This is a genomic window from Paenibacillus sp. S150 (assembly GCF_019352175.1).
GTDB lineage: Bacteria > Bacillota > Bacilli > Paenibacillales > Paenibacillaceae > Paenibacillus_AQ.
The window spans coordinates 14,806-32,034 of the sequence record NZ_JACBYI010000012.1 but is presented as its reverse complement, the minus strand read 5'-3'; the positions used below and the strand labels follow the sequence as shown (position 1 = coordinate 32,034).

Here is a 17,229-nt window from a genome sequence, read left to right as displayed (position 1 = left end):
TAGAGCTTGTTCGACAGTTGCGAAGTGAAAGAGATGGCAATAATAGCTATAGATATTAGATATATACAGATACAGATACAGATGCCGATGCAGATATAGACAGATAGACTGACACAGACACAGGGAAAGGAGCCTACAGTCATGAGATACGCCGAGATTGATTCCTCCACACCGGCTATTACGGATGTGTCCTTCCGGGTGGAGGACAGATTCTGTACGCTGCGCTGGCGCTGGCCGGACGGCGTGCAGGCGGTCTGCATCCACAAGGCTCCTGCGGAGGAGACGGACAGCGGGGAGCTTCCGCCCTCCGGGATGAAGCTCTACACCCGCGAGGAGTACAAGGCAAATAACGGATACCGTGACCGTCTGGAGGACATCGGGCTGGTCGCATATACTGTCTATGCCCGGCTTGCCGAGAACGGGGAGACCCTGCTGGTGCGCCAGCGGGATGGTGCGAACCGGGCGCTCGTCAGTGCGGGCAAAGCGCGCATCTATTATTCCATCCTGCAGAAAAAAGGCTTATTCGGCAAACAAAAAACAGTGCATATGACGATTACGGCCGAAGTGCCGGTATCGAAGGAGGTACTGTGTTATGTCAAGAAACGGGGCGGGTATCCGGCGTCCAAGGAGGACGGTGTGTTATTCCCGTTCGTCCAGGATTTTGCCGCCGGACGCAATGCTCTGCCGCCGATTGAAATCGGCAAGGAGGACTCCGTCCGGATTTTTTTCACGGATGGCCGCAGGTACGGCTTATATTATGAGCTGGTGCCGGAGTAGGCGGGGAACGCGGGGAACGGGATGGCTTTCTTGGAGCCTGCTGGACGTGATGCGTGGCGCTCGGGGGAATGCGGGTGATGCTGGACTTCATACAGTTAAAAGAGTCGTTTTTATCCGGAACCGGCGTTTAATTGTATTTTGTACATCTATATTTTGGACTTTATCTCAAATCGGCCATTTTGCTTATATTTACTTGCAGGAATGCAGTCAGAAGTGCAATTAAATGGGCAGCGGCGGGCAGGAGCATCAATATAGCTGTACAAAGTGCAGTTATAGTCAAAAAAGCAGGCTGGACGCAGGGGCTGCAAGAGGCATGGGATTGCCGAGCGTCCAGCACAAAATATAAGGTCGTGGAAGCCGGAACATTTGCGCTCGTGCTGGTGTGAAACTTGCTTACGCTTACGGACGCATGCTTCCGAAGCGAGTTTTGCCCGAAGCAGTTCAAGGAGCGGAGGCTCACAAAACTTTCAGGAGGACAAGAGATGTCTTTTTTTAGCCGGTTTATGAAAAAAAATCAACCGCAGCCGCGGCCGCTCTTTTATGATATTGTCTGTCCGTATTGCTTCACCCGGTTCGGGCCGGAGGATGTGGTCTTTCGGGCCATGCACAGCCGTGAGGATGATGAGAATTATGCGCTGGGGGAAGACGATGCGCTGAACAAATACCGCGAGCGCTTCGGCCTCGATACGGTGGATGACATGGAAGCCATTCTGAATCCGGCGGATATTCCGGAGGAATACCACCACTACACCGACAATGTGCTGACCGGCCTTACGGACCGCTATGGCGTGCTGACACGCAGACGGCTCTGCCCGGCCTGCCACAATGAGCTGCCGGTTACCGCAGGCAAGGTGCCGAGCAACATTATCTCGATCATCGGCGCTTCCCAGGTCGGGAAGTCGGTGTACATGACCTCGCTGATCCATACGCTGCAGCATACGACGGCAGGGCATTTTGACGCAGCCTGCATGCCGCTGAATGCGGAGATCAGCCGCAAGTTCCGCACGCTGTATGAAGAACCGCTGTTCGAGCGCGGGGATCTGCTGGCTTCGACGCAGAAGGAAAAAATGCAGGAGCCGTTTATTTTCCAGTTTGTGTTCAAGGATGAGTCCAAGCCGCCGCTGACGCTGGTGTTCTTCGATGTTGCGGGTGAAGGGATGGTCGATCAGGATTATCTTGGGCTGCACGGGCAGCATATCAAAAACTCGGCAGGCATCCTGTTCATGGTCGATCCGCTGCAGATCCGCTCGATCCGCGAGAAAATCCGCATTAACTTCGGTGACCGTCCGGGCGAATGGGTCTCCCAGTATGATGAGCCGCGCGATGTGGTGCTGACCATGTTCGGCGATTTCATCGCCTACCAGGAGAAGAGCAAAACCGATATCCCGACCGCAGTCGTGCTCGCCAAGAGCGATATGCTGCATTCACTGAAGGATGAGGATGGCGATTACATCAAGTCCAACAGCAATGTGTTCAATAATTATGTGCACCGCAAAACGCTCAATCTGGACGAGTTCCACAACATCGACGGCGAAATCCGCCGTTTTATCGAGAAGGTGGACCGTCCGTTCAAGGATACGATGGATGTGTATTTTGCGAACACGGGGTATTTCGCCGTATCGGCGCTGGGCAGCAATCCGGTGAATCAAAGGATAGAAGGTGTAGTCAGCCCGATCCGCGTGGACGAGCCTTTCATCTGGCTGCTGCATAAGCTGAACTATATTGAGGGGAGCGACGGGCCGTGAACAGATTTTCAGGGTCCATGATCACCCAGCAGATGTATACCCGGGAGCGGCGCGGTGTGTACCGGGCGACAGAAGGATTCGATACGGTTGCGAAGTCGGAGAGCCTGGATAATAATTTTGTCAAAAAAATTCTGCACCCCTTCTGCCTCTACGATGCTCCGGCAGAGCTGACGGCGCGCGGCGAGAAGAACGAGGAGCTGTATCCGGCCTCGCTGCATTTGTTCCACACGGAAACGAACGATACGGTCATTGGGCAGAACCGGTATCTGGCGGCGGATTTTACCGGGCAGCGGAGCGCTTTTTTCGCCCATAATTTCGTAGTGCCAGGGGGTCGCTCGGAGGAGATACTGGAGGGTTACCGGGACTGGCTGAATGCGGATTTTGCCGGGAGCTATGCGGGAGAGCCGGGCGGAACGCTGCCTGAGCTGGAGAATGTTCCCTCCACGCAGAAGAAGGGGAATCCGAATCCGCTGAGTGTGCTGCGGGCGCTCGGCATCGGAGGAGAGCTGTTCAAGTCGCTGCTGCAGGCGGTGATGATCTCCGTGGCCGGGAAGAAGAAAATATATGTGGCTTTGGACGTTCCTATCGTGGAGCTGTCGCGGCGTGCGGTGGAGCTTACAGAGGTGCTTTTCGCTTCGCTTCCCTTTGATTTCCGCCGCAGGCTGGGTGTGATCACCTATGCGGGCGAGCCTAAAAGCCGCAAATATATCCACCTGACCTTTGTGGAAAAAGGCTCGATCCGTCCGGGTGACCGCAGCATCGAAAAGGATTTTGTATTCGATCTCGCCTCGGGCCGGATGCTGAATATTGACTTTGGCGACTCCCGTCAGCCTTTCGCCGATCTGGCCTGGAAGACACTGCAGGAGCCGGGACGCGGGATGGAGGACTTCGCAAGGTTTGCTGATTCCCTGCTGTCCGGGGAGAGTGTGGAGCGCAGGCTGTCGCTCGCTATGTACAACGAGCTGGCGGTGTTTTATGAGATCGAGCAGGGCAATGAGGGACTCTACACGGAGAATAAGCAGGCGGTGCTGGGCGGATTGCTGTCCTACCTGAAGCCGGAAGGCGCGCTTACCTCACGGGTGCGGCTGAACGATATGTTTCTGGAGCGCTTTGACCGTGAGTATGACCTGATCCGCCAGAAGGGCATCCCTGAAGCGGAGATTCTGGAGCGGTTTGTGGAATATTTTGCGCTGAGGGGCCATAATTACCGGGTTAAAATCGTCGATTATTTCATTAACGGCATGCTGAATGCCCAGTCCGCCGGCCGTGAGGATGCGCTGGCAGCGGCTTACGGCATCATTGAGAGCAATGATGAGCTGAGCGCGTCTTTCTTCAAAAGAGTGCTGGCCCAGCCGGTTTTCCGCCGGGCGCTGCTGGAGCCTTATATGGAAGCCCGGCTCTCTGCGGCGGCGAAATCGGCGGATGTTTTGCGGTTTGTAGCCCACTTTGGCAGGTTCCTGCCGGAAGCGCTGCAGCAGTCTTTTGTCCGCGATACCGTCAAGGATTATCTGCTGGAGAAGCTGCAGCGGGACCCTGATCCGGTGGCGGCGGTGGCGGCGATCCATGATTTCGTGGACAATGCGGAAAAAGAGCGCCGCCGGGGCAGCGGGATTGATCCCGAGGCCCTGTCGCTCCTGGAGGAACTGATGACGGCAGCGGACCGCTTCCTGCTGAACCGGGTATCGCTGGCCGAGCTGACCCTGGAGCAGCTGCTGGAGATTTCTTTTCTGCGCTACCGCGATGTTGCCGACTGGCAGCCGCCGCTGGATTCAATTACCCGGCAAAAAGCGAACGCCCTCCGGGCGGCGTACCGCTGGTTCGGGGAGGAGAAGCCGACGGCGGAGATTTTTGCCGGGCTGTCTCCGGGAGAGCTGGATGATGTGCAGCTGCTCGGGCGGCGCTGGCTGAAGGAATCGCGCAGCATTGAGCCGTTCGAGCGTCTGCCGCTGGCCTATTACCACAGCAGTGAGCGCCGGGAGGGACCGCTGGATTATGACACGCTTATGGAGCTGGTGAAGCGCAAGGCGGGGGATGACAAGGAGACCGTCTACCGTTTCCTGGCCTGGTCGCAGCGCAATCCGTTATTCTCTGTATCGAATAAGAAGCTGTGGCCCGGATACCGCCGGGCGATAATGAAATACTTCCTGAGCAGCGACCGCGAGGCGTTCAGGAGCCGCGGCTTCCGCAAAAGCTATGTCTCCGCAGCAGGCCCGGCGCTGCAAAATGTCTACAACGAAGCGCGCTCCCAGCTGGCTTCGCCGCTGGCACGGTGGGTCAGCCGCAGCCGATTTCAACTCCTGATCTCCGGCTGCATTCTGGGGATTGTACTGATCGGCGCGATACTGGCGATCAGCCTGCTCCGGCCGGACCCTGCGGATACGGCCCGGCCGGTGGGCAGTACACTGCCGGGCGCCTCGGGTGAGGCCGGCGCTCCGGCTCCCGCCGCCGTCCGGCTTGGCGGCGGGGAAACGGGCAGCGGCCTGGTGTTCACCTTCGCCGCTGCCGCAGACTGCTCCGCCTTCCAGCCGGCGGAGATCAGCGTGGTGTCCTCCGGCAATGTGACGGAGGACTACCGGGTCACGGCGACAGGCAGCTGCCTGGCCTCGTCGCCGGAGGCGGGGGCCGCCGGAGCTGACGGCGGCTCCTCTGGTGAGGCGGCTGCTGGAACGGCAGCCGCGAGTCCCGGCGCGGACGCGGGCGCCGGGGAAGAGGACGGCGCCTCGGCGGGTGCGCCGTCCGGGTCTGCCAGCGGCGCTGAGGGAGCCGCTGGGGCGGATGGCGGCGCAGACGCGGGCGCCGCTGTGGACGATGCCGCAGGCGGCGGGAACGCCAGCGCGGCATCGTCCACGCCGTCACCGGCGGCGGGCGGCTCCGCGCCGGGAACTCCGGCAGCGCCGACCTATGAGGTGACGGTCGGGCTTGAGCCCGGTGCCAAACTGGCCGCAGGCGATATGATCATCGCCGGAGGGTACCGGCTGGAGCTGCATCCGGCTTCAGGCGAAGCGGCAGACAGTGCTCCAAGCGCTGAAGCAGACTCCTCTCCAAGTGAGGAGCCTTCAGCCACAGCAACTGCGGATACGGAGACTGAATGATGTCTGCACAGCGGATTAGCTTTTAACATATTGTCCTGAACAGCATGATATGCCGACAAAAAAGAGGCGCGTGCAGTTCAGGACTTTTTTTAAAAGATAAGAAATTATAGGTTTCACGCTATAAATTAGCCTTATCTTTCTCGCTGAAACGCCCCGTCCCTTATAAGGACGGCGAAGCTGTTTCCACTTGTTTGGGAAATGTTGCATTGCTTCTGTTGCGACTGGGATGACGTTGTTGGAGCATCGCCGGTGGGATTGCACCGGAATAACGGCAGAAATGACGTTGTTGGAGCATCGCCGGTGGGATTGCACCGGAATAACGGCAGAAATGACGTTGTTGGAGCATCGCCGATGGGATTGCACCGGAATAACGGCAGAAATGCCGTTGTTGGAGCATCGCCGGTGGGATTGCACCGGAATAACGGCAGAAATGCCGTTGTTGGAGCGTCGCCGGTGGGATTGCAGCGGAATAACGGCAGAAATGCCGTTGTTGGAGAGCCGCCGGTGGGATTGCACCGGAATAACGGCAGAAATGACGTTGTTGGAGCATCGCCGGTGGGATTGCACCGGAATAACGGCAGAAATGACGTTGTTGGAGCATCGCCGGTGGGATTGCACCGGAATAACGGCAGAAATGCCGTTATCCCGAAGCATCGCAGGGATGGCGTAAAGTAAGTTGTGCAGAAAGATTCGGAGCCTGGCAGGCGACAAAAAAGCAGGGTAGCCTCGGGATTGCGAAATCAGCAAGGAGGAACCCTGCTAATGAATATTGTATCTGAAAATCTAATTAATATTGATTTGATAATCTGTTTCGCTGAATTCGTGTAAAACAACCTGTGAGAGCGGAATTTCAGCCGTTCCCCTTATCAACATACTTTCCCGTAACTTTTCATGAGCGGGAAGTATGGAGAGTATAGTATGTTTTTTCGCTATGGCCACCGTATGGCGGTTGATGCTCTGGCGGGATAGGAGAGGACTTCATTGGAGTTTACTCTACCGCCCTGCACAGTCTATCATACAGCTTCTCTATAGACAGACAAGGGAATACTGGATATGATTATGAATATTAAAATTTAATAAGTTGTTGAAAAAGGTGCCGGTTCTATTCATAGAATCAGAATCGGCTTAAAAGGGAAGGCCGGTGCAAATCCGGCGCGGTCCCGCCACTGTAAATGCGGAGCGGCTCTTCGAGCGGCCACTGTCCGGATAGAAGGATGGGAAGGCCAAGAGCAGCAATGAGGCATAAGCCAGGAGACCTGCCTTTTTTGTAATCGTTTCTATTCTTCGTGGGGTGAGAATGGGGAACATATGCAGATGGATGGAGTTCGGAGCTACGCGCACCGCAGCCTTCAGCTTGTATTCTTCCCGGGCCGCCCTTAACAGGGGCGGTCTTTATGCGGTTTGAGCTATCCCTTGCTGTGCAGTACAATCCATTTTATTAGAAGGAAAGAGGTTGACGATGAAGACGTTATATTCTGCCAAGTCCCTTGTGCTTGGTCTGGTCTTATTGCTGGTTATTTCGGTTACAGGCACCGCCGTTGTTCCGGCGGGACAGGCTTTTGCCGCAGCGGAGACCTCCGCTGTCACAGAAGCAGGTGCAACCACGGCTGGGGAGACCGGGGCGTCACTGCCGCAGGCGGGCGCTACGGCAGCACTCGCGCCAGCGGACACTACGGCGGCACTGGCGCAAGCGGACTCCGCGGGAGAGGTTACGGCCCAGCAGGCGACTTATGCCGCAGCCGAATATATTCTCGGCGGCGGTGTGACGTCTGAATGGCAGGCCATCGGCTTGGCGCAGGCGGGCTACCGGGTGCCGGAGAGCTATGCTCAGCTGCTTATGCAAAAGGTGCAGGCGGCGGAAGGCAGCTTCCCGAACGTTACGGATTATGCGCGGATTGTGCTGGCCGTCAAGGCGGTCGGCGGCGATCCGGCGGACTTTGCCGGCAGCGGCCCGCAGCCAGGCTTCAATCTGCTGGAGAAGATCTATAACAGCGACAAAATCAGCGGACAAACGCTGAACGCTCCGGTATACGCGCTGCTCGCCCTGGATTCCGGAAGCTATACGCTTCCCGGCGGCTCCAAATGGAATCAGGCGGCACTGCTGGACGAAATTCTGTCCAAGCAAAACAGCGATGGCGGCTTCGCCCTGTTCCCGGGAGCCAGTGATCCGGATATGACAGCGATCGTCCTGACCGCGCTGGCTGCCCACAAGGATGATCCGGCAGCTGCATCAGCGGGACAAAAAGCGGTAGCCTGGCTGGCTGCCAAGCAGGACAGCAACGGCGGCTACGGGGACAGCAGCGAAAGTGCAGCCCAAGCCATTATTGGTCTCTCCTCCTATGGCGTGGACCCTGCCGGTGCAGAGTTCACCAAAAATGGGCAGGAGCTGGTAGGCAGACTGCTGAGCTTCCGTATGGCAAGCGGGGCGTTCGCCCATAACCAGGGCGGCAGCGCGAATGCGCTGGCTACGGAGCAGGCGCTCCAGGCATTGGTGGCGTACAGCCTGTTCAGCGGCGGAGCGAACGGCAAGCTGTACGATTTCTCCAAGCCGGCAGCGCAGAATCCGCTTGTCTATGTGCCGCTCACCATCGAAGGGCCAGAACATACCCTGGTTGAAGGCGGCGCTTATGCGGGCAATGTTCTCGAAGCCCTGGACAAAGTCGCTGCGGCGAACGGGCTGCAGATTACGAACCCTTCCGGCGGCTATGTTACGGGCATCGGCGGCATCTCTGCCGGAATGTACGGCGGCTATGACGGCTGGATGTATGCCGTGTCCCGGGGCGGCGAATGGGCAAGCGCCGATGTAGGAATGAAAGACTTCAAGCTGCAGGATTCGGACCGCCTGCTGGTTTATTATGCGGGCAGCGACACGCAGCTTGTGGATCAGGTGACCCTGTCCAAGGCACAGCCGAGAGAGGGCGACGCTTTTACCGTCACGGTCACCCAAAAAACCTGGGTATGGGATTATGACACATTCACATCCAATCCGGTAACCTCAGGCGCCGCCGGTGTACAGGTCACGATTGGGGACCAGACAGCAACAACGGATGAGAACGGCAAGGCCGAGTTCGCAGCGGGAACCGCGGCAGGTGACCATACACTGGCCATTACGGGATACGTTGCCGGACAGGCGCCGAAGGTCGCTAAATATACACAAGCGCTAAAGATTGCCCCCCGCTATGTGACGGCTGCGCTGTCAGTTGAAGGTCCGCAGGGTACGATTGCGGAAGGCACGCTGGAAGCTGCCGATACGCTGGATGCGCTGAAGAAGCTTACTGAGGCGGGCAATATTCCGCTGGAAATTACACAATCCTCTTTTGGCAGCTATGTTTCGGGTATCGCCGGCATTCAGAACGGAACGTACAACGGCTATTGGAGCTTTGTGGTAGAGCGCGGAGGGGAATGGATTTACCCGTCCGTCGGGATGGGCGAATACGAGCTGCAGTCCGCCGACCGGGTGCTGGTGTATTTTGCCGGACAAAGTACCCATGTCGTGAATTCTGTACAAGTGTCTCCTGCCCAGCCGAAGCCGGGTGAAGCGTTCTCCGTTACGGTTACGCAAAAGCAGTGGGTCTGGAATGACGCGACCTTTACCAATGACCCGGTAATTTCGACGGCTGCGGAGGCAGAGGTTGCTATCGGCGGCACATCGGCAACTGCGGATGCCCAAGGGACAGCAGTTTTTGAAAAAGGACTGTCCGCGAATACGTACACGCTGGCCGTGACCGGATATGTTGAAGGCAGCACGCCGAAGCTCGTCCGTTATACACAGGCCTTGACCGTTGCGGATACAGCAGTGGTGCCTGAGCCGGCATCGGCGATGATTTCGGTCATCGGCGACAGCAGCAGGGGAACCATACTGGCCGGAGCCAAAGTAGTCCTGAATGAGGGGGAGACGGCATACAGCCTGCTTATCCGCCAGCTGGGGGGCAGGGTGGTCAGCGGCGGCAGCGGTGACAGTGTGTATATCCGCTCCATTGACGGACTGGCGGAATATGACCGGGGACCCAAAAGCGGATGGATGTACTCTGTAAACGGAGTGTACCCGAGCTACAGCTCCGGAGGCTACAAGCTGAAGAATGGCGATGTTGTGGCTTGGCGTTATACCACTAACGGAGGTAACGACCTTGGACAGCCTGCGGATGGTTCAGGCAGCGGAGCTGGCGCCGGAACCGGGACGGTTCCGGCGGTAGACATCACCGCAGACAATACGCTCCCGCTGAACCGGGTGGGACAGACAACCGCTGTTGTGAACCTGAGCGCCGCAATGACAGCGCCGGAAGCAGCGGAGCTTAGCCGCAGATTAACTGCGAACACTGCCGCCTTCGAGCAGGAGGTCACTCCGGGCGCGGATGCGTCCTTGAAGGACAGCGGCGGCGAGGTGCAGCTGCTGATTCCGGCCGGGTCAGTATCCGGTACGGTGAGAATCAGCATGAAGGAGGGCAGCTCCGGCCGCAGCGAGCTGGTGTCGGGTCTGTACACGTTCAGTCCGGATGGAACAAAATTCCTGAAGCCGGTTGATCTATCCGTCACCGTGCCTGTAACCGTAAGCAATCCGGCCAATCTGGCTTTGGCCTGGCTGGAGCCGGCCACGGGCCGCTGGATTCCGGTTCCTTCCGTGCTGGATGCCAAGACGGGCATACTTACCGGCAAGGTCAGCCATTTCACGGATTACGCAGTGGTAGACCGCAGCAAATGGGAGCCGCAGCCGGAGCAGCTGAAGAGCGATATCGCCGCTACAGTGAAGGGAATAACGGCAGCGGAAGAGCTCAGCGATTGGCAGGCGATTGGGCTGGCACGTTCGGGCCATGCCGTGCCTGCGGCTTATCTGGAGGGCGTGAAGGAACAGCTTGCGGACAGCCAGGGGCAGCTCCGCAAGGTTACGGACTATGAGCGCCTGGTACTGGCTGTGGCCGCAGCGGGTGCAGATCCGCAAGCCTTCGGCGGTTATAATCTGATTGAGAAAATCTACAATAATGACAACATGACCAGCCAGGGCAGCAACGGTCTGATCTTTGCCCTGATCGCCCTCGACAGCGGCTCCTATATAGTGCCTGCGGATGCGCAGTGGACCCGGGAACGCCTGCTCCAGGCGCTGCTGGATGTTCAGGACAAGGACGGCGGCTTCCCGCTGACCGCAGGCGGAACGGCTGATCCGGATATTACCGCAATGGCGGTTACTGCGCTTTCAGCCCATACGGGCCAGACTGCGGCTGCTGAGGCTCAGGGCAAGGCCATTGCCTGGCTGTCACAGCAGCAGCAGGAAGACGGCGGCTATAAGCAGGCCGGTGAAGACAACAGCGAGAGCACGGCGCAGGTCATTATTGCGCTGAGTGCTGCAGGCATCGGCCCGAGCGACTCGCGGTTTGTCAAGGCCCAAGGCGGGCTGCTCAGCCATCTGGCTTCCTTCCGGCAAGCGGACGGCGGTTATGCCCATACACCGGGACAACCCGCGAACAGCGTAGCCACCGAGCAGGCGCTGCTGGCTCTGGCGGCTTATCAGCGTTACCTGACGGGTGATTCGAGGCTGTTCAGCATTTCTCCTTCCGGCGTGTCCGGAGGGGCGGTTTTTACCGATGAGAGCCTGATTTCGGCCTGGGCGCTGGAATCGGTGCATCTGGCTTACGAGAAGAAGCTGATGGAGGGTGTCAGTGCAAGCAGCCTGATCTTCGCGCCGAAGCAGAAGCTTACCCGTGCGGAATTTGCGGCGCTTCTGCTGAGACTGACTCATAATGAGCCGGCGGGGGCCGGTGCAGCTCCGGTATTCAGCGACGTCAAGAGCGGCGCATGGTATTATGGAGCAGTACTGAAAGCGAGGGAGCTTGGCATTGTCGACGGGATTACGGACACAACCTTTAATCCGGACGGCGTGATTTCCCGCCAGGATATGGCTGTCATGATTTCCAGAGCGTTCAAGCTGGAGAATTCAGCTTCTGCGGCAGCGCCGCAAGCTGTGAAGTTTGCGGACGAAAGCCGGATCAGCAGCTATGCGGTATCTGCGGTCCGTTCCGTCACTGGGCTGGGCTACATGACCGGCTTTGGCGGAAGCTTCGACCCGGCGGCGGCTGTCACCAGAGAAATGGCGGCAGTTGTGGCAGTGAGACTGCCTTAAGCGTCAAGCGCCCGTTTCACAGGAAATGATATAGCCAAAAGAACGGAACGGGGGAGCAGTCTGCAGCCCCGTTCCTTTCCCTTTTTTTTCGGGATACGGGGATATAAGGAATTATAGGGTTCACTCTATCAGCCCGCCTTTTGTTTCCCGCTGAAACGGTCCCTGAGAGCGATACTTTGTATCGCTGCTTGGGAAGCATAAGCTTCACAAGTGGAAACGGCTGCGCCGTCCTGATAAGGACGGTATCCGTTTCAGCGGGAAAGATAAGCCTAATTGATAGCGTGAAACATATAAATTATCTTTTTAAAAAGGACGGTGCAGCCGTTTCCACTTGAAAGATCAGAATTAATCCTGAATTTCGAAAGTAAGTATCCACATATCATCTAAAAAGCTCTACACGAAGGAATTTCTTGCTAAAAACAGCTTGCACCCAATGGATGAAGGAAAACGAGGGTTTATCCCTTGTCCGATCTGGATTGGTTCAATTCACTTTCAAAATTCAGGTTTATAGGTTTTGGGGGAAGCGAAGTTTATCCGTTATTTCACGGCTGCGCTGTATATGAAAGAATGAATCGGGACTTCGGCCAAGCAAACTGCGCGATTGGGTTGTCCGCAGCGGGCAGGTAGAGGGAATCAAAGGCAGAAGTACCTTTGATTTCGCCCGAAGTTGGCTGGACGAGGGAATCAGAGGCAGAAGTGCCTTTGATTCTCCTGGAAGTCGGCTGGACGGTGGAATCAGAGGCAGAATTACCATAGATTTCGCCCGAAGTCAGCTGGACGGTGAAATTAGAGGCAGAAGTGCCTTTGAATTCGCCCGAAGCCAGCTGGACGGTGGAATCAAAGGCAGAAGTGCCTTTGAATTCGCCCGAAGCCGGCTGGACGGTGGAATCAGAGGCAGAAGTGCCTTTGATTCTCCTGGAAGCCGGCTGGACGGTGAAATCAAAGGCAGAAGTGCCTTTGATTCTCCTAGAAGCCGGCTGGATGGTGAAATCAAAGGCAAAAGTACCTTTGATTTCGCCCGAAGTCAGCTGGACGGTGGAATCAGAGGCAGAAGTACCTTTGATTTCGCCCGAAGCCGGCTGGACGGTGAAATCAGCGCGAAATGATTCTTCTCCCCCCACTGAAATGTCAGCATTCTTATTATAGGACGCCGATAGGCGTCTTTCTTGGAGGTGTCCATATTCATGTTGAAGTCGATCCGGCAGCGGCTGTCCTGCCCGCTGCTGCTTCTGGCCGCCGCGCTGCTGCTCGCCGGCTGCGCTTCCGGCGGGGAGCAGCGCCCCGCCGCGAATACAGCTGCGGTGCAGAGCCCGCAGCCTCAGAGCCAGGCATCCCCGGCACCCGGGAATGCCGCAGGCAGCGCCTTGCCATCCGCTCCGGCGGACGGCAAGGCGGCCTCACCGTCCGGCGCGGAATCCGCCGGGACGGCAGGCGGGGCGGCAGCGAATCCGCCGCCCGCCGCTTCCGGCGCGCCGGCGGGTCCCGCGCCGTCCGCTTCTGCCGTAACGGAGCCTGCTTCCGTTACGGACAGCGCTGCTGCGCCGCCCGCAGACGGCGCCCGGCCGTCCGCGGGCACCCCGGCGGCGACAGCGAAGCCCGCCGCCGTACGGCCTCCGGCAGCAGCGCAGCCGACTGCTGCCGCGCCGGCGGCTGCGGCGGAGCCTGCCGGAGCTGCCGGCAGCGTCACCCTCTCCATTGTCGGGGACAAGGAGCACGGGACGATTTTTGCAGCAGCCGCTGTTGAGATTGAAGACGGCGAAAGCGCGCTGGAGCTGCTGAAGCGCATTACCCGCAAGAACAAAATTCAGATGGAATACAAGGGAGTTAAAAGCTTCGCCTATGTTGAAGGCATCGACAACCTGTATGAATTTGACCACGGCCCGGAGAGCGGCTGGATGTACAGGGTCAACGGTGAAATTCCCGGCAAAGGGGCGGGCGGCTACACGCTGAAGCCCGGCGATACCGTGGAGTGGCTGTATACGCTGGATCTTGGCAAGGATGTGGGGGCTGAAGCTCAATGAACAGCGGCTTCCGCTCAATGCATCCTTCGGTGGCACTGGTGTATTATGCAGGATTGCTGCTGTTTGCCGCACTCCTGTTTCATCCCCTGTTCCTGGCAACGGAGATTGCCGGACTGAGCCTCCTGCTGGTGCTGCAGGGGCAGGGGCGGACGCTGCTGCGCGGCCTGCCCTTTTATCTGCTGATGGCCGCTTCCGTGGCGGTGCTGAATCCTTTATTTTCACACAGAGGGGCGCATGTCCTGTTTTATTTGCTGGATCAGCCGGTTACGCTGGAAGCCGTGTTGTACGGGCTGATGATGATGGCTGTGCTGCTGGCCGTCTTTATCCTGTTCATCTCTTACAATTACACGCTTACTGCGGATAAATTCATGTACCTGTTCGCCGGGGCTGCGCCCCGGACGACCCTGCTGACTCTGATGGCGTTGCGCTTCGTGCCTTTGTTCCAGCGGCGGCTGCGGCAGATCACCCTGATCCAGCGCATCAGGGGGGTGGATGCTGGCTCAGGCAGCCTGCGCTCCAGAATGAGGGACGGCATGACGCTGCTGAAGGTGCTGCTGACCTGGGCGCTGGAGGAGGCGCTGGAGACGGCAGACTCCATGAAAGCGCGCGGCTACGGCATCCGCAAACGAAGCGTCTACGGAGTATACAAGCTGGACCTGCTGGACAAAGCCGTGCTGCTGCTGCTGGCGGCAAGCGGATTGATTCCGCTGTTTTTTTGGATGAAAGGATACGGGCTGGTGGAAATTTATCCGCGGATGAAGCCGATCCGGTTTGGCTGGGCGGACACCGCCATGTACGCAAGCTTTTGCTTGTTCGTGCTGACGCCGTCCGTTCTGGAAGGAAAGGAGAAATGGTTATGGAGATCCTCGCGGCGCAGCGGTTATCCTTCAGCTATCCCGAGGAAGACAGGGACTCGCTTCATGAGCTCTCATTTACGGTAGAGGAAGGGGAGTTTGTTGTGCTTCTCGGTCCATCGGGCGGCGGCAAAACCACGCTCCTGCGCCACCTGAAGCGCGAGCTGGCACCCGCGGGCAAGGTCAGCGGGACAATCGCCTACAGAGGGCAGATGCTCTCCGGTCTGCCTGCAGAGCTTGCCGCGGGAGAGATCGGGATGGTGTTCCAGAACCCCGACGCGCAGATTGTGATGGACACGGTGTGGCATGAGCTGGCCTTTTCGATGGAAAATATGGGCCTTCCCCCTGCGGTCATGCGCAGCAGGCTGGCGGAGATTGCCGGGCTGTTCGGGCTGGAGCCGCTGCTGTACCATTCGGTGCATGAGCTCTCCGGCGGACAAAAGCAGCTGCTGAACCTGGCCTCTGTCCTCCTGCTGCAGCCGAAGCTGCTGCTGCTGGACGAGCCGACCTCGCAGCTCGATCCGGTCGCAGCGCGGGAATTCATCCAGACCCTGCAGCGGCTGAACGAGGAAATGTCTATGACAGTGATCATCAGCGAGCACCGCCCTGAGGAGGTGCTGCCGCTGGCTGACCGGGTGCTGCTGCTGGATGAAGGAGAGCTGCGGTTCCAGGGCACCCCCCGTGATTTCGTGCGCGAAGCCGCCAAGTCGCCGCAAGCTCCGTATAGGGCGTATTTGCCCGCCGCTTCCCGTTTGTTCCTTGCGCTTGCGCCGGATGCGGCAGCCGCACCGCAGGAATCCATTCCGCTGACAGTGCGGGAAGGCAAGCGCTGGCTGCAATCCCTGGCCGGGACTATGCAGGTAACGGAAGGGGGCAGCACTGCTTCGTCCGGTTGGGGTTGCGGCTTGGGTGACACAACCGCAGCAGTTCCGTCTTCCGCTGTGTCCGCACAGCCGCAAGCCTTATCCGGTCTTGCCGCCGCGCCGCAGATCCGCGCATCCGGCTCCGCCGCCGCTGCCCGGCAGTCTGCCGTTCCCTTAAATGATCCGGCAGCCCTTCCACAGACCGCGGGGGCATCCCGTTTTTCGGCTCCCTCCCCGGAGCCGCTGCTCAGTTGCCGGGATGTGACCTTCCGCTATACCAAGGACGGTGCGGAGGTGCTTAAGAAGCTGTCGCTATCGCTGTACCGGGGAGAACTGCTGGCGGTGATGGGCGGGAACGGAGCGGGAAAATCCACGCTGCTGCATATCCTGAACGGACTGCTTAAGCCCCAGCGCGGCAAGGTGGCGCTGGCCAAAGGGATAACCAGCGGCTTCCTGGCCCAGAATCCCCTGCTCTATTTCAGCTATGATACGGTTCAGGAGGAGCTGCGCCATATGGCCGAGTATGCCGGGTTGTCCAAGGAGGCTGCAGGACAGGAGATTTCCGGATTGCTCGAAATTTTTCAGCTCCGGGACGTTCTGCTCAGTCATCCGCATGATATCAGCGGCGGGCAGCAGCAGAAGGTGGCGCTCGCTATGGTGATGCTGCTTGCACCTGGCATTTTGCTGCTGGATGAGCCGACCAAAGGCCTCGACCCCGCAGCCAAGGAGCGGCTGGCGGCCTTGCTTGGGCAATTGCGCGGGCAGGGCGTCAGCATTCTCCTTGTGACGCATGATGTGGAGTTCGCCGCAAGATATGCTTCGCGCTGCGCAATGCTGTTTGACGGCGGCATCACGTCGGAGGCGATTCCGGCGGAATTTTTCAGCAGCAACTATTTCTATACGACAGTGGTCAACCGTCTGGTGAGGGACCTGCTGCCGCAAGCCTTGACGATAGAGGATGTGATGAGAACGTGTCCCGTTTCCGCTTCCCGCTCCTGATTGCCCTCGGGTTGTTTGCGGCCGGCCTGGCGCTCGCCTCAGCGCTGAAGGACCGCCATTATATGCTGCTCAGCCTGGTGCTGCTGGCGGCGGCTCTGCTCCCGCTGTTCATCCGACTGGAAAGGCGTCCGCTGGAATCGAGGGAGCTGGTGCTGCTGGCGGTGCTGTCCGCTGTGGCTGCGGTCAGCCGGATTCCTTTTGCCGCCCTGCCGAGTGTACAGCCGGTAACAGCCATTGTCATTCTTTCGGCATACGTCTTTGGGGCAGAGGCGGGCTTCATTATCGGAGCGGTGGCTGCTCTGGTTTCCAATATCTACTTCGGGCAGGGACCCTGGACGCCCTGGCAAATGTTCGCCTGGGGGATGGCCGGTCTGACGGCAGGCTGGCTGCGGAATACCTGGTGGATGAAAAAAAGGGGCGGAATGCTGGCATTCGGCTTCGCCTGGGGCTTTTTGTTCGGCTGGATTATGAATATCTGGTATCTGATCAGTCTTCCTGACGCGTTCAGCTGGGGACTTGCGGCAGCCGCCTATGCATCGAGCTTTTATCTGGACCTGGCCCATGCATTGTCCAATATCTTTTTCCTGGCTGTTCTGGCCGGCGGATGGACCAAGGTACTGAAACGGTTCCGCAAAAAGTACGGTCTGCTGCAGGAATGAACTCTATTAAATTACCATTTTTTATTGAAACGGTAAGAAGGTTTATACAGGTGCTTGTACCGGTTTGAAACTCCTTCAAATGTATGTTCTATTGCGTTCTGCTGCAT

10 protein-coding genes and 1 riboswitch are annotated in these 17,229 nt (G+C 58.2%); of the genes, 9 read left to right on the top strand and 1 reads right to left on the bottom strand.

Annotation, left to right across the window (positions count from 1 at the left end; translation table 11 throughout):
- Positions 1–141: 141 nt before the first annotated feature.
- The 5 genes from HYD27_RS13290 (at position 142) to HYD27_RS13270 (ending at position 11,726) form a co-directional block, all read left to right on the top strand.
- Positions 142–777 carry a beta-mannanase gene (locus tag HYD27_RS13290; protein ID WP_219215852.1) on the top strand — a complete coding sequence of 212 codons (636 nt, stop codon included), beginning with the start codon at positions 142–144 and terminating at the stop codon, positions 775–777.
- Between the two features lie 482 nt (positions 778–1,259).
- Positions 1,260–2,522 (top strand): hypothetical protein, encoded by a 1,263-nt coding sequence (locus HYD27_RS13285; protein WP_219215850.1) that lies wholly within the window; start codon positions 1,260–1,262, stop codon positions 2,520–2,522.
- Entirely contained in the window at positions 2,519–5,614 is a 3,096-nt protein-coding gene (locus HYD27_RS13280) for a GAP1-N2 domain-containing protein (protein WP_219215848.1), read from the top strand. Before HYD27_RS13285 ends, HYD27_RS13280 begins: the two co-directional genes overlap by 4 nt.
- A gap of 249 nt (positions 5,615–5,863) precedes the next feature.
- Entirely contained in the window at positions 5,864–6,289 is a 426-nt protein-coding gene (locus HYD27_RS13275) for a hypothetical protein (protein WP_219215846.1), read from the top strand.
- A gap of 399 nt (positions 6,290–6,688) precedes the next feature.
- Positions 6,689–6,892, top strand: a riboswitch (cobalamin riboswitch).
- A 181-nt stretch (positions 6,893–7,073) separates the two neighbouring features.
- Positions 7,074–11,726, top strand: a complete 4,653-nt coding sequence (locus HYD27_RS13270; RefSeq protein ID WP_219215844.1) for an S-layer homology domain-containing protein — start codon at positions 7,074–7,076, stop codon at positions 11,724–11,726.
- Between the two features lie 542 nt (positions 11,727–12,268).
- Here HYD27_RS13270 and HYD27_RS13265 read toward each other — a convergent pair.
- Complete coding sequence (locus HYD27_RS13265; protein WP_219215842.1) at positions 12,269–12,847, bottom strand: hypothetical protein; 579 nt, start codon at positions 12,845–12,847, stop codon at positions 12,269–12,271.
- Positions 12,848–12,910: 63 nt separating this feature from the next.
- Between HYD27_RS13265 and HYD27_RS13260 the strand changes: the two genes are divergently transcribed.
- The 4 genes from HYD27_RS13260 to HYD27_RS13245 are packed head-to-tail and all read left to right on the top strand — an operon-like array spanning position 12,911 to position 17,122.
- Positions 12,911–13,747 (top strand): DUF4430 domain-containing protein, encoded by an 837-nt coding sequence (locus HYD27_RS13260; RefSeq protein ID WP_219215840.1) that lies wholly within the window; start codon positions 12,911–12,913, stop codon positions 13,745–13,747.
- Entirely contained in the window at positions 13,744–14,688 is a 945-nt protein-coding gene (locus HYD27_RS13255; RefSeq protein ID WP_219215838.1) for an energy-coupling factor transporter transmembrane component T, read from the top strand. The genes HYD27_RS13260 and HYD27_RS13255 overlap by 4 nt, the downstream gene beginning before the upstream one ends.
- On the top strand, positions 14,604–16,463 hold the full coding sequence (locus tag HYD27_RS13250) for an ABC transporter ATP-binding protein (protein WP_219215836.1): 1,860 nt from the start codon (positions 14,604–14,606) through the stop codon (positions 16,461–16,463). The genes HYD27_RS13255 and HYD27_RS13250 overlap by 85 nt, the downstream gene beginning before the upstream one ends.
- Positions 16,436–17,122 carry an ECF transporter S component gene (locus HYD27_RS13245; RefSeq protein WP_219215834.1) on the top strand — a complete coding sequence of 229 codons (687 nt, stop codon included), beginning with the start codon at positions 16,436–16,438 and terminating at the stop codon, positions 17,120–17,122. Before HYD27_RS13250 ends, HYD27_RS13245 begins: the two co-directional genes overlap by 28 nt.
- Positions 17,123–17,229: the final 107 nt, after the last annotated feature.

Bases quoted from the DNA above. Each gene is read 5' to 3' on its own strand.
- HYD27_RS13250 (WP_219215836.1), top strand. From the start codon at position 14,604: ATGGAGATCCTCGCGGCGCAGCGGTTATCCTTCAGCTATCCCGAGGAA.
- HYD27_RS13270 (WP_219215844.1), top strand. From the start codon at position 7,074: ATGAAGACGTTATATTCTGCCAAGTCCCTTGTGCTTGGTCTGGTCTTA.
- HYD27_RS13255 (WP_219215838.1), top strand. From the start codon at position 13,744: ATGAACAGCGGCTTCCGCTCAATGCATCCTTCGGTGGCACTGGTGTAT.
- HYD27_RS13260 (WP_219215840.1), top strand. From the start codon at position 12,911: ATGTTGAAGTCGATCCGGCAGCGGCTGTCCTGCCCGCTGCTGCTTCTG.
- HYD27_RS13285 (WP_219215850.1), top strand. From the start codon at position 1,260: ATGTCTTTTTTTAGCCGGTTTATGAAAAAAAATCAACCGCAGCCGCGG.
- HYD27_RS13290 (WP_219215852.1), top strand. From the start codon at position 142: ATGAGATACGCCGAGATTGATTCCTCCACACCGGCTATTACGGATGTG.